Origin of the sequence: Pseudarthrobacter sp. efr-133-R2A-89, from assembly GCF_030209315.1 — a bacterium.
Lineage (GTDB): Bacteria > Actinomycetota > Actinomycetes > Actinomycetales > Micrococcaceae > Arthrobacter.
In genome coordinates, this window is the sequence record NZ_JARVSE010000006.1 from 65,841 (window position 1) to 78,966 (window position 13,126).

Annotated in this window: 11 protein-coding genes; 3 read left to right on the forward strand and 8 right to left on the reverse strand. The window is 66.5% G+C overall.

Features of this window, described 5'->3' with window-relative positions:
- Nucleotides 1-50: 50 nt before the first annotated feature.
- From QRM95_RS11985 to QRM95_RS12000, 4 genes are all read right to left on the reverse strand, one after another.
- Complete coding sequence (locus QRM95_RS11985; protein WP_285247814.1) at nt 51-878, reverse strand: MBL fold metallo-hydrolase; 828 nt, start codon at nt 876-878, stop codon at nt 51-53.
- A gap of 170 nt (nt 879-1,048) precedes the next feature.
- Nucleotides 1,049-1,924 (reverse strand): Rieske (2Fe-2S) protein, encoded by an 876-nt coding sequence (locus QRM95_RS11990; RefSeq protein ID WP_285247815.1) that lies wholly within the window; start codon nt 1,922-1,924, stop codon nt 1,049-1,051.
- 187 nt (nt 1,925-2,111) lie between these two features.
- The gene (locus QRM95_RS11995; RefSeq protein ID WP_285247816.1) at nt 2,112-2,411 is read right to left on the reverse strand and encodes a putative quinol monooxygenase; all 300 of its coding nucleotides are present in this window, start codon (nt 2,409-2,411) and stop codon (nt 2,112-2,114) included.
- Between the two features lie 113 nt (nt 2,412-2,524).
- A complete protein-coding gene (locus tag QRM95_RS12000; protein ID WP_285247817.1) occupies nt 2,525-3,994 on the reverse strand; it encodes a cation:dicarboxylate symporter family transporter in 1,470 nt (489 codons plus the stop codon).
- Between the two features lie 256 nt (nt 3,995-4,250).
- Here QRM95_RS12000 and QRM95_RS12005 point away from each other — a divergent pair, with 256 nt between their 5' ends.
- Nucleotides 4,251-5,279: a hypothetical protein gene (locus tag QRM95_RS12005; RefSeq protein ID WP_285247818.1), complete on the forward strand. Its 1,029-nt coding sequence runs from the start codon at nt 4,251-4,253 to the stop codon at nt 5,277-5,279.
- 100 nt (nt 5,280-5,379) lie between these two features.
- Here QRM95_RS12005 and QRM95_RS12010 read toward each other — a convergent pair whose 3' ends face one another.
- Nucleotides 5,380-6,408, reverse strand: coding sequence for an Lrp/AsnC family transcriptional regulator (locus QRM95_RS12010; RefSeq protein WP_285247819.1), 1,029 nt, complete (start codon nt 6,406-6,408; stop codon nt 5,380-5,382).
- 130 nt (nt 6,409-6,538) lie between these two features.
- Here QRM95_RS12010 and QRM95_RS12015 point away from each other — a divergent pair, with 130 nt between their 5' ends.
- Entirely contained in the window at nt 6,539-7,780 is a 1,242-nt protein-coding gene (locus QRM95_RS12015) for a M20 metallopeptidase family protein (RefSeq protein WP_285247820.1), read from the forward strand.
- Nucleotides 7,781-7,872: 92 nt separating this feature from the next.
- Nucleotides 7,873-9,126 carry an MFS transporter gene (locus tag QRM95_RS12020; RefSeq protein ID WP_502934959.1) on the forward strand — a complete coding sequence of 418 codons (1,254 nt, stop codon included), beginning with the start codon at nt 7,873-7,875 and terminating at the stop codon, nt 9,124-9,126.
- Nucleotides 9,127-9,198: 72 nt separating this feature from the next.
- Here QRM95_RS12020 and QRM95_RS12025 read toward each other — a convergent pair whose 3' ends face one another.
- Genes QRM95_RS12025 through QRM95_RS12035 form a run of 3 tightly spaced genes read right to left on the reverse strand, consistent with a single transcriptional unit; the run spans nt 9,199 to nt 13,125 of the window.
- Entirely contained in the window at nt 9,199-10,566 is a 1,368-nt protein-coding gene (locus QRM95_RS12025) for a NosD domain-containing protein (protein WP_285247822.1), read from the reverse strand.
- 20 nt (nt 10,567-10,586) lie between these two features.
- Nucleotides 10,587-11,531 (reverse strand): carbohydrate kinase family protein, encoded by a 945-nt coding sequence (locus QRM95_RS12030; RefSeq protein ID WP_285247823.1) that lies wholly within the window; start codon nt 11,529-11,531, stop codon nt 10,587-10,589.
- 13 nt (nt 11,532-11,544) lie between these two features.
- Nucleotides 11,545-13,125 (reverse strand): glycoside hydrolase family 32 protein, encoded by a 1,581-nt coding sequence (locus QRM95_RS12035; protein ID WP_285247824.1) that lies wholly within the window; start codon nt 13,123-13,125, stop codon nt 11,545-11,547.
- Between the last annotated feature and the right edge of the window lies 1 nt (nt 13,126).

Here is a 13,126-nt window from a genome sequence, read left to right on the forward strand (position 1 = left end):
GCCCCGGAGGAGCCGCAGCCGCAAAGCGGCGACGCTTCGATCTCCGCGCATTAGACAGCCCCGGGTGCTCCCGCGGCGCGCCGGCGAATTGCGGTCCGCCGCCTTGGCTCCTTCGCGGCCAGGGCCCTCAACCGGGGAACGATCCCAAAAGCCAAGGGCTGCCCGTGCCCGGGTGCCAGCAGGCGGGGTCCCAGTCCAGCGAGCCGCGCAACGGAGTCCTTTGCCATGTCCATATTCCATGTGGTGTACCACGGCGGCCCGGACAGGTCGGGCAATCCCAGCAGGATCCCACGGACGGAGTTCAGATTCACCGTGACGACTGCGTCGCCGGTGATGAGGACGCCGTCGCCGCCGCGCCAGTAGGCAACATGCCCGGCGGTATGGCCCGGCGTGGGCACCGCCACCCACCCGGGCAGGCCCGGCACTTCGCCGCTGCGGGGAAGGGGCCGCACGCGGTCCGAAATGTCACCCGCGGCCTCAATCCTGCGACGCGCACGGGCCGGCAGCGACCACATCAGCGGGGCTGTGATCCACCGGTCCAGCGGCATGGACCGCGCGGGGACATATCTTCCGGCAGCCATGGGCAACTCGGCCTGGTGGGCGTACACCGGCACCTCCCACGCCCGGGCCAACGGACCTGCGGCGCCGGAATGGTCCGGGTGGATGTGGGTCAGGAAGATCGCGTCAGGTTTCGCCCCCGGCCCGAGGACGCGCTCAACGGCAATGCGTGCTGGTCCCGCGCTGCCTCCCCAACCGCAGTCGACGAGCGCCCAGGCCGGCCCGGACCGGACAAGGTAGAAGTTCGAAGCCATCGGCCCGCTGCCGGAGGTCAGGAGCAGGAGGCCGGAAGCGATCTCCCGGGGTTCAGAAACACGCATCGTCCAGTCGCACCCCCGCGTGGCGAATCACCGAGCGCAGCTCCATGTTGACGCTGCGGCGTTGACTCATGGTTCCACTCCGCCGGCACCCGCCATAAGCCAATTCTTTCGCCGTTCCGTACCGCGCAGTAGGGCCGAACGGCCTTGGCTCGCGGGCCGAGGCTGCCCGCTCAGTCAGCCCCGGGCAGGCACACCTCCACGAGGCCGCCGTTGGTGCGCGTTTCGAAGACCGGCTGGCGGGCAGTGGCAGGCCCGGCCTTGACCTCGCCGGTCCGCAGCGAAAAAGTGCTCCGGTGCCAGGGGCAGACGACGCACGGGTCCCCGCCGTCGTCCTTGACCTTGCCTTCATGAAGCGGTCCGGAAAGGTGGCTGCAAACGTCGGACAGGACGTTGACGGTGTCACCCTCGCGGTGGACCAGCAGCGGGATCCCGGCCACGTCGCGCTTGTGGAGGCCGCCTTCGGGGAGGTCAACCAGCGGCGCCAGGGGATGCCAGCCGGACGGGAAACGGTGCGGGATTTCCTCGCTGTGGTTCACACCGGCGGCTTGCCGGTAGGTGAGGTGGCCACCCAGGAAGCCACCGGCGCTCACCGTGGCCAGCCCCAGGTAAGCCAGGACCTTGCCGCTGCCTTGGCTGCCCCTTGCCCGCTGGACCAGCGAGGCAAGGTAGAGGCCGGTAGCCGTGACGTTGGCCGCCGCATGCACCAGCCCCACCCGTTGCTGCTGCGGGTGCAGCTGCGACCAGTCGGTGAACCCCGCCAGGGCGGACGGAACCACGCTGGCCGCGCCGACTCCAATCAGGAGCCTGGCGGCCTTCTCGCCTCCCGGAACGGCATCAAGCACGCCGGCCGAAAGCCAAGCGCCAATTGGCACCTGGACGGCGAGGGGATGGACCGGGTGGCCGACAGGGACGCCGTGCAGGACATCGCGGGCCCAACGGGCCGGGATGGCCTTCTTTACGGCTTTCCGGACACTCTTGGCCAGGGGATCAAGCCAGTCGGCATCCTCGAGGCGGGTGACAAGTTCAAGCGCGGGCAGCGGTTTCATGTGTCCTCCTTACCCCGCTTACCGTAGTCCACTCAGGCTGGCCCGGTACCCGAAAGCTGAACCTAATTTCCGGCCTCGGGCTTCCGGGCACTGCGACGAGTGGCGCCACCGGCCCTACGGAGTGGCGCCACCGGCCCTACTGCAGCGGTGGCACACCGGCCCTACTGCAGCGGTGGCACACCAGCCCCTACTGCAGCGGCGAGCCCAGCACCGTGAACCGGTGGCCGGCCATTTCCCCGGACAGCAGCGGCATGGCCTCGGCAATGGCTGCGCGCGTGCTGTCCAATTGCAGTGATGCCTGGTGCGCCTCCGCGGATTCCCAGAGTTCGGAGACGAACACCGTGTCCGGAACGTCGTCATTGATCCCCACCTCGTACAGCAGACAGCCGGCTTCCCTCATCCCGGGCTTGGGCCGGAGCAGTATGGCCACCAGGGCATCGCGCTGGCCGGGCTTGGTTCCGAGCATTCCCACATTGGCAAAAGTCATAGGGACAGTGTGCAACACGGGCCGGACAACAGTCTCCGGGGACGGTCGGTCGGGCCGGGCCGGGGCGACAGCGCGGGTGCGGAAGGCAGCCCAGGAAAGCGGGGCGCGCGTACCTACCGGACTGCCGCCGGCGAAGCGGTTGCCGGCTGCGCAGAGACTGCGCCCGGGTGCGTGATCTCGGCGCCGGTTCCCGCCGCTTCCCCGTGCGGCACCGTGGCAACGTGCGGCTGTCCGGCCACTGCCGTCGTCGTGCTTGCACCGGCGGATTCCGTCGCCGCGTCCCCACCGGCGAACGCCCGGACCATGGCCTCGCGATCGAACTGTCCTTCCCATTTGGCCACTACGAACGTTGCCACGCAGTTCCCCAGCAGGTTCACCACCACCCGCATGGAGTCCATGAGGCGGTCGGCGCCGAGGAGGAGCGCGACGCCGGCTACCGGGAAGATGCCCAGCGCACCAGCGGTGGCGGACAGGGCAAGGAAAGCAGATCCGGGAACTCCAGCCATGCCTTTGGACGTCAGCATCAGGATGCCCAGGGCCGCGAGCTGCTGGCCCAGGTCAAGGTTGTAGCCAAAGGCCTGGGCCAGGAAGAGCAGGGAGATGGAGAGGTAGATGGCTGCGCCGTCGAGGTTGAACGAGTAGCCGGTGGGAACCACCAGGCCCGTGGTGGCACGGGAGCAGCCCGCGTTGGTCAGTTTTGTCATGATCCGCGGCAGGACGGACTCGGTGGATGCCGTACCCAAGGCCAGCAGGAATTCCTCGCGGGTGTACTTGAGGAACTGCCACAACGGCACCCGGGGGTAGGCCCATGCCACCACGAAGAGGAGTCCGATGAACACCACTGCGGCGCCGTAGCAGGCGGCGATCAGCACCGCGTAGGTCCCGAGGGAATCGAGGCCATACTGGCCGATGATGAAGGCCATGGCGCCAAACGCTCCCACCGGCGCGGCACGCATCACCCAGCCCATGATCTTGAAGAACAGTTCGAGCACGGTTTCCATCAGGGTGATCACCGGCAGGCAGCGGTCACGGCCGACGACGACGATCGCCACGCCGAAGAAGACGGAGAAACAGAGGACCTGGAGGAGGTTGTTGCCGGCGAAGGCGCCTACAACGCTGGTGGGGATGATGCCGAGCAGGAAAGCACCGGCATCCTTGGGCGGGGCGGTGGAGGTTTTGGCGTTGAGTGCGTCCTGGGACAGGGTGGCGGGATCGATGTTGAGGCCGGCGCCGGGCTGCACCAGGTTGGCGACGACGAGCCCGAAGACCAGGGCAAACAGCGTGGCGCCGGTGAAGTAGGCCAGGGCTTTGACGCCCACCCGGCCCACGGCCTTGACGTCGCTGACCGCAGCGATCCCGGTGACGATCACCAGGAAGATCAGCGGCGCAATGATCATCTTGATCAGCTGGATGAAGCCGTCGCCGAGCGGGCGGAGTCCTGCGCCGAGGTCCGGCCAGAAGTGGCCGATGAGGACGCCTGCCACCACCGCCACGAGGATCTGGACGAAAAGGGACCTGTACAACGGTTTCCTGCGTGCATCCTGGGCCGGCGGCCGCGTGGTGGCGGAGGCGGTGATCTTCATGCTGTGTGCCTGTTCGTTGGGAGGGACACCGCACGGGAGCGGCGTCTGCTTCGGATGGCGGCGCCGGAACGCCGCAGGGTCATCCCAAAACTAGGGAATGCATGTTTCCGGAAAGATAAATCCGTAATGCGGAAGTATTAAAGTATTTATTCCAAACGCTGTATTATTGCTGCGGCTATAGTCCATCCAGCTCAGGCCGCACCGGCGAACCAACAACCTCGGCGAACCAGCAACGTCGGCGAACAAAGGGACCCCCATGGAAGACCCCGCGCAGGACAAGACCGGCCCACACCAGGACACCGGAACATCCGTCTCGGACCCAGCTTCCCGGCGCCCCGGCCGGACCCCCCGCACACCCGCGGGCCGGACTCCGGCCGCGGAAACCGGCACCGCCGTCCTGCTCGGCATCGCTGCCGCCTTCGTGGGACTCGCCCCGTGGCTGGTTACAGGAGCCCGGCTCCCGCTGCAAAATCTATGGGCCAGCGACGCCCTTCCGGCGGACATGCCCCTCACGTTCCTGCCGCTGAGCCAATACCGGGGTACGACCATTGTGGCGTTGTTGACCGTTGGCGCAGCGGCCGCGGGCCTGGCCCTCCGCGTATGGAAACCGGGCCGCCGCGGCCTTGCCACGGCGGGCGCCCTGTTTGGTGTGCTGCTGGTCCATATAGGTGCCACCGTCCAATCGTTCACCGCACTCAACGACGGATTGGCGCCCGGATCCAGTTCAGCCCTGTATTTCGCCGGCCTGCTGGGCGGCACCATCGCGGCCACAGCTGCCGGCGCCTTGGCGCTGCTGATGCTCGCTGCAAGGTCGCGCGCCGTGGCCGCGTTGGGCGTCGGCTTCATGGCGGTGCCCTTCGCTTCCTGGCTGGCCGCAGCCACCACCTTCATGGCGGGCGCGGACGCCGTCCCCGCCCCGATCAGCATGGCCTGGCGCTGGCTTCCGGCGGTCCTGATTGGCCTGGCCCTGGCGTGGTGTGGATTCAGGCCGCTCGTCCGGCTCCTGGTGTGGGCAGCCGACGTGGCCCTGCTCTGGCTTGTTCCAGCGCTCTTCACCAGCGTGAACTACGTCCTCGGGACCCGCGTCTACCTTGGCGACTTCCAGGAGATGGCCGTGCTGTCGCGCCAGATCCTGGCGGCCACCCTCGGGCCGGCGGGCGGAGCAGGGCCCAGCATCCTCGTGGCCCTGGGCATTGGGACCGCGGGAGCAGGGCTCTTCAGCATCCGGGACAGGAAGAATATGCGGCAGGCAAGCATCGAGGCCGACGCCGGTCGCACGGCGTAGCGCACCGCGGACTCACTCTGCAGCACCCAGGCTCGCTTCATGCACCACGGCGCCGGTCGCCGTAGCGCACAGCTCCCGCACTCTGTAGCGCACAGCTCCCTCACTCTGCTGCGCCCAGGCTCGCTTCATGCACCACGGCGCCGGTCGCCGTCGTATCTTCCCTCAGCATCCAGCCCACCCGCTTGACTGTCCGCAGCATCACTGCGCTTTCGACGATCTCGATGCCGGGCACCTTCTGCTGCAACGCCAACTCGGCAGACATGATGTCGGCGAGCGAATGCAGCCACATGATGATCACGAAGTTGGTGGGTCCGGTTGTTGAGGCACTCAGCCTGACATTGCTGATAGCCCGTATTTCCGCCGCCGCGGCCTCGTGCCCGCCTGCCGGTACGTTGACAAACCATTGGCACGTCACCGGAAACGACGAATAGCGCTGGGCGATTTCGCAGCGGAAGGACAGGATGCCGCTGGACAGCACCCGGTTCAGCTGGCGTTGCGTCGTGGCCGGGTGGCGGCCCAGCGCGCGCGCAATGTCCGCGGCGGTGGCACGGCCGTCCCGCGCCAGGAACGGCAGGAGGTCGAGGTGGCTCTCAGGCAGCCGGCCCGCAGCCGGCCCCGGTTCGGTCCCGGGCTGGGTGCCGAGCGCCCGGAGCGCAGCCAGCTGGGACCGGCTCAGGACGTTCAGCCGCCAGTCGTCCCCGCTGCTGTGCAGCCGCGTGCAAAGGGCCACCTGGTACTTGGTCAGGCCCTCAATGGCCTTGAGCCTGGAGATGATCTTGGCGCTGAATTCCTCCAGCGAGCGGGTGATGACGGTCAGCATCAGGTCCCGGTTGCTGGCCGCCTCTTCCACGGTGACGATCTCGGGGACGGCTGCCAGCTGGGCCGTGACGCTTTCGCGCCGGGTCATCTCGCAGTCCACCGCAACGTAGGCAAGGAGCATCTGCTTCGGATCCCCGGCAAGGTGGGCGGTAACCCACGATGCGCCGCTTGAGGTCAGCCGCTCCCAGCGGGCGGCCAACGTGGTGGGATGTACGCCGAGGACCTTGGCGGCATCCGCCCAGCCCAGCCGCGGGGAGGACTGCAGGACCTGGATCAGGGCAAAATCGTCTTCGCTCAGCTCTTCTGACACAACTCTCCCATTGCGTGAATCCTGTTCCAAGGCGCGGTTTGAAGCATAATTCCAGCGGTTTGGCCGAGTGTGAACCATGCCACTCCAGAATAGTCTCCAAGCCCGAACGCCAATTGCCAAGGAGTGCCACGTGCCCATGACCGCCGACGCCAAGGACCTGCAGGAAGACCTCATCCGCCTGCGCCACGACCTTCACCGCCAACCGGAAATCGGGCTCCACCTCCCCCGCACCCAGGAGAAGGTCCTCCAGTCACTGGACGGACTCCCCTTTGAGATCACGCTGGGCAAGGACACGACGTCGGTCACCGCAGTCCTGCGCGGAGGGCACCCCGGCGGGGAGGCCGCCGGAAGGGAAGCCGCCGGCCCCCGCCCCGCGGTCCTGCTGCGCGCCGACATGGACGGGCTGCCCGTGCAGGAGAAGACCGGCGTCGACTTTACGTCGCAGGCGGACGGGGCCATGCACGCCTGCGGCCACGACCTGCACACTTCCATGCTCGTGGGAGCCGCCACGCTCCTGGCCGACAAGAAGCACCTGCTTGGCGGCGACGTCGTCCTCATGTTCCAGCCAGGCGAGGAAGGGTTCGACGGCGCAAGCTACATGATCCGCGAAGGCGTCTTGGACGCCGCCGGAACCCGAGTCCAGGCAGCCTACGGAATGCACGTGTTCTCCTCGCTGGAGCCGCACGGCACCTTCTGCACCAAGCCCGGCGTCATGCTCAGCGCCTCGGACGGGCTGGAAGTCACAGTGCTCGGCGCAGGCGGCCACGGTTCCGCCCCGCATTCGGCGAAGGACCCGGTCACCGTTGCCGCGGAGATGGTGACCGCCCTGCAGGTGATGGTCACACGGCAGTTCAACATGTTCGATCCCGTGGTCCTGTCAGTGGGCGTGCTGCATGCCGGCACCAAACGGAACGTCATCCCCGAATCCGCCCGCATCGAGGCCACCATCCGGACCTTTTCCGAGGCGTCACGCCACAAGATGATGGACGCCGTCCCGCGCCTGCTGAAAGGGATCGCCGCAGCGCACGGGGTGGAGGTGGCCGTCGACTACCTGCAGGAATACCCCCTCACCATCACCAGCGAGGACGAAACACACACGGCCGAAAAGGTGATCACCGAACTGTTCGGCGAGCGCCGGCTCTCACGCTGGGCAACCCCGCTCAGCGGCTCCGAGGACTTCTCCAGGGTGCTGGCCGAGGTGCCCGGCACCTTCGTAGGCCTCAGCGCCGTGGCCCCCGGCGGCGATCCGGCCACCTCACCGTTCAACCACTCACCGTACGCAACGTTCGACGACGGCGTGCTGGCTGACGGGGCCGCGCTGTACGCGGAACTCGCCATGTCACGGCTGGGCGCCCTCGCCCCGGCCTCCTAGCCTCCGGAACCAGCGCAACCTGCCTCCCCCCGACCCAACCGACCAGGAAGAACACCATGTCCGTCGCAGTAAGCAAGCCCCAGACTGGACGCATGTCCACCGCGAAAACCATCGTCGGCACCGGCATCGGAAACGCCGTTGAGTGGTACGACTGGGCAATCTATGCCACGTTCACCCCTTTCATTGCCAGCCAGCTGTTCAGCAAGGAAGACCCGGCATCGGCCGTATTGTCCACGCTGGCGATCTTCGCCGTCGGTTTCGTGGCCCGGCCGTTCGGCGGGTTCCTGTTCGGCTGGATCGGCGACCGGGTGGGCCGGAAGACTTCCATGACGCTCGCCGTGGGCCTCGCCTCGCTGGGCAGCCTGATGATCGGTGTTGCGCCCGCCTTCGCCAGCGTGGGCGCGTTCGCGTCCCTCATGCTCCTGGTGGCCCGGCTGGTCCAGGGCTTGGCGCACGGCGGGGAGTTGCCGTCGTCGCAGACGTACCTGTCCGAAATGGCGCCCAAGGAGCACCGCGGATTCTGGGCCACGCTGATCTATACGTCGGGAACCGTGGGGATCCTGTTCGGCACCCTCCTGGGGGCTGTCCTGAACATGGCGCTGACCACCGAGGCAATGAACGCCTGGGGCTGGCGGATCCCGTTCCTGATCGGCGCAGCCATGGGCCTGTATGCCTTGATCATGCGGTCACGGCTGCATGAAACCGAAGCGTTTGAGGGTGAAGCAACCACGGCCAGGCGTGCGGCGATCTGGCCGCAGATTGTCCGCTACCGCAAGCAGGCGCTGCAGGTGATCGGCCTGACGGTTGGCCTCACGGTGATCTACTACATCTGGGGTGTGGTGGCCCCAAGCTATGCGACCACGGCGCTGAAGATCGACCGCGGCGAGGCACTTTGGGCAGGCGTGGTCGCCAACATCGTCTTCATCGCGGCGCTGCCGGTCTGGGGCAAGCTCTCAGACCGGATCGGCCGCAAGAAAGTCCTCTGGGCCGGCGCAATCGGCTCCGCCGTGCTGCACTTCCCCATGACCTGGCTGTTGAAGGACTCCGCCTGGCAGCTGGCGGTGAGCATGTCCGTGATGTTGATTTTCGTGGCGGCGAGCGCAGCAATCGTCCCGGCGGTCTACGCAGAGCTGTTCCCGACGTCGATCCGCACCGTGGGCGTTGGCGTCCCCTACTCGATCTGCGTGGCGGTCTTCGGCGGCACGGCCCCCTACCTGCAGCAGTGGCTGGGGTCCACGCTGGGCGCACCGCAGGTGTTCAACGTCTATGCGGTGCTCCTGCTGGTGATCAGTGCGGCCGTCGTGTTCACCATCCCGGAAACCAAGGGCAAGGACCTGACGCACTAGGTTGCCCCTCCGCAGAAGGTCCCCGGTCGCCGGTACCGGCACCGGGGACCTTGTGCTGCACCGGTCGTTTCCCTACTGGCCCGCCGGCCCCGTAACAGCCCGGACACCTACTGACGGGGTTGCCCTGACAGCGTTGGCTGCCCTGTCGGCGGCCACCTGGGCTTCGGTTCCGGAGTCAAGGATCGTATTGCGGGTGGATCCGGCATCGACCTGTACGGCCGTGACGGCGAGCCCGTCGGCAGCGTCTGTGGCCAGGAGGGCGTCCACCTGCGCCTCAAAGCAGGAGTCGCTCGAGGTGGCATTGACGTCGAGGGCAACCACATGGTTGTTGGAGACGAAGTTGGCTGACCCTTCCACCAGCCGAATGATCACCGGTGTGGCGCCCTCCGGCCGGATGGCCTGCGAATCGATGACTTCGGAGAAGTGGTTGCCGATAATCGAATTGTTGTTGCCACTGACGGACAGCAGCCCGTGGAGGTCATCGAGCCCGTTGCCGATTCCCAGGAAAGGCGTCCAGGGCTCATGGTCGCGCAGGAAATGGTTGGTGGCCACAAGGTTCTCGGAACTGCCTTCCGCCAGGACCACCATCCCCGGGTAGAAGGAATGCAGCCGGTTGTTGCTCACGCTTGACCGCGTGACCGCCCTGAGGTGGACGCTGCTCGCACCCCGGGGAAAGACGTTGTTGGCAGTGACAAACAGTCCGCCGTGGTTCTCGGCATAGATTGAATAGCCTTTGAAGCCGGCTCCCACCAGGTTGTCCGTGATCTTCGATGCCTGTCCCCAGCCGCGCAGTTCGATGCAGCTTCCGCATTCAGCGATGAAGTTGTCGTGGATGGACAGTGCGTCCGCGTTGTGGATGGTCAAGGCGTTCTCGAGATAGACGAACCCCATGCCGTTGATGCGGAACGAATCGTTGGCGGTCGCCACATAGATGCCGGTTTTGCCGTTGACGTAGGTGTTCTCTGGGTGAAGGCCCGAACCGTCCTGAACGAAGTGCAGGCCGTCGATGCAGAAATTGGAGAACTCCACGGAGCTGATCCGAGGGCTGCCGTCCCGCTTTATGAGGAAGGCGGCTCCCGCCGCGTCCCCTGCTTTATCACCGGAAACGAGGTCCACGAGGATCCGGCTGCCTCCCGGCCACAGTTCGTGCAGGTCGGGCCATTCGTCTTCGGGAACATTGAATCGGATGCTCGATGACGTGAAGCCGTGTCCCGAACCTTGGATCTTGAGGAAGCTGACGTCGATCACCACTTGGGTACGGAGCCGGTAGTCTCCGGGGGGCAGGTAGATCACCGCCCCCGGCTTTCCGCCGTGGTCCACATCGGTGGCGGTCTGCCGTTCCTTGACGTCCGCGATGATGCTGTTGATGACTTCCCCGACGTCCTGGGCCGGGTTTCCGATGGGCCACGCCGTCACGTCGTAGTAGTTGCTGCTGGACATAGCTTCTTTCCTTGGTGTTCTCACTGGTTCGCCGGCTGGTATTGAGGCGCGTCTGACTGCAGTTCATCCAATGTTGGCGGTTGGGCACCGGGGCGGCCAACCGTGATGGCGGCGGCCTTTGACGCCATCCCTCCCAGCGCTTCGAGGACTGACGGCGCCAGTCCGTCTGCGCCGCGCATCAGGAGCCCGTAGATCAGGGCGGACATATAGGAGTCGCCGGCCCCGATGGTGTCAGCCACCGCGGCGGTGACCGGGGGAACCAGCACTTGGGCGTCCCGTGTTGCCAGCATGGAGCCGTCCGATCCCTTGGTGATGGCGACAAGCCCGGCGCCCAAGGCCAGGAGATGGCGTGACACTTCCTCCAGTGGCCGCCGCGGATAGAGCCAGTGGGCGTCCTCGTCGCTGAGCTTGACCACGTCGGTGAACGGGATGAGTTCCTCGAAGGTGGTCTTCGCCTGGACGTGGCTGCCGAGCAGCGCGGGGCGGATGTTGGGGTCGTAGGTCACAACGCAGCGCCGGTGTGATTGCTCAAGGAGGTCCCGGACCGCTGCCGCTCCCGGTGCCAGGAAGGAGGCAATGGAACCGGTGTGCAGGATTTTGGGCAGCGTGGCAGGCGCCGTTTGTGGCAGGTCCCAGTGGATGTCGAAGTTATACCGGGCTGATCCATCCGCAGCCAGGACGGCGGTGGCGGTAGCGCTCCTGCCCGGCCGCCTGGAACCGGGCAGGAGGCGTACGCCGGCGCTTCGAAGGTGTTCTTCGATGGCTGTTGCATGGCGGTCCACGCCGATCGAGGTGAGGAGTGCGGTATCGACGCCCAGGCGGCCGAGTCCGTAGGCGACGTTTGCCGGTGATCCACCCGGATGTTCAGCCGTGCCGTGGGGTGAGGCGACAATGTCCACCAAGGCTTCACCGACCACGATCACGTCCGGACCGGAACCACCGTGGAGGTGCGGGGCTGTTGACATTCTGGACCCTTCCTTAGGTAAGTGATGAAACCGCGAGGTGCAGCACGGTTGCCTGGCCCCCGTCGGCCGAGAGCCAGGTCTGCAGGTGCCCGGCGCCAGGGAAGACGAGGTCGGTCATCACCACCTTGCCCCCCTGTGCAAAGACCTCCACGGAGCAGTGGTCGACGACGATCTGCAGCTTGAGGACACCGTCTTCCAGGACCAGCGGGGCTGATTCGACGGAGGCGAACTTGGCATGGAAGCCGGTGTCGCCTGAGTGGCGGCGGTCAAGGCTGAGCCGGGCGCTGGCTGTGTCGTAGCTCAGGACAGCGCCCGTTGTCCGGTCACTGCTGCCGAAGATCCGCACCTCGATCCGGTCAGCACCGCCAGGAGCAAGCTCGGCCTCGATGATCTGGGCGGCGCCGGGGATTGCGTCCGGCAGCCGCAGGCCTGCGGCGTTCAGCTCACGCAATCCCGCGTCCGTCAGCTCTGTGGCACGCGGGAGCCTTCCCTCCTGGCCTCGCCCTGCCAGGACTGGTTGCTGGACCAGGCGGGCGGAGCCGTTGACCGTGGCGAGCCGCAATTCGCGGGCCAGGGTCATGGACGACCGCCAGGGTGCGGTGGGCAGTTCGTTGGCGTAATCCCAGTTGTTCATCCAGCCGATGACGATGCGGCGGCCGTCCGGGGCGTTGCTGAAGGAGACAGAGGCGTAGCAGTCGCGTCCCCAGTCAAGCCAGAGGCATTCCCGCAGCGCCGCCGCAGCCTCCGAAGGGTCCGGGACGGTACGCAGCCCGGCCGGAGCCACGAGGGAACCCGCGTCCGGAACGAACCGGGCGCCGTCGAACTGGCCCACGAAGTACTGGCCGCCGGACCCCCCTGCCACTGCGCCGGGGTTGACGTTGACGATCAGGACCCATTTGGTGTTGCCCGGATCCCCGTCCACTGCGAGGGGAAAGAGATCGGGGCACTCCCAGTCACCGGCGTCGGCGTTGGCCGGGCCGAAATCGCTCAGGAAATCCCACGACTTGAGGTCGTCCGAACGGTAGAAGACCACCTGCTGGTGATGCGCTTCGACCGCGACCATGACCCAGTACGCGCCCTGGTCCCCTTGGTAGCGGAACACCTTGGGATCCCTGAAGTTCGCCGAATTCCTGGTGAGGACAGGGTTTCCGTCGTATTTCTGCCACGTCATGCCGCCGTCGGTGCTGTACGCAAGGGACTGGGCCTGCGTGCCGTTCAGTTTTGAGGCGGCTTTGAAGGCACTGGTGTAGATGGCCACGAGTGCGGGCTGCTCCGCAGAGCCAAAGCCGGCCGTGTTGCCGTCGTCCACCACGACGCTGCCGGAGAAAATGTCCTCCTCGTCGTCGCAGGCGATGGCAACCGGGTGTTCAGTCCAGTGCAGCAGGTCGGTCGAGGTGGCGTGGCCCCAGGACATGTTGCCCCAGACGTTGCCGAACGGATTGTTTTGGAAGAAGAGATGGTACTTGCCGTCGTGGAACACCAGGCCGTTGGGATCGTTCAGCCAAGTGTCCCTCGCCGTGAAATGGATGGCTGGACGGAACCTGGCGGTTCCGGCCGGTGTTTCCGGGCGTGCGGCATCAAGGAAGGTGGACATG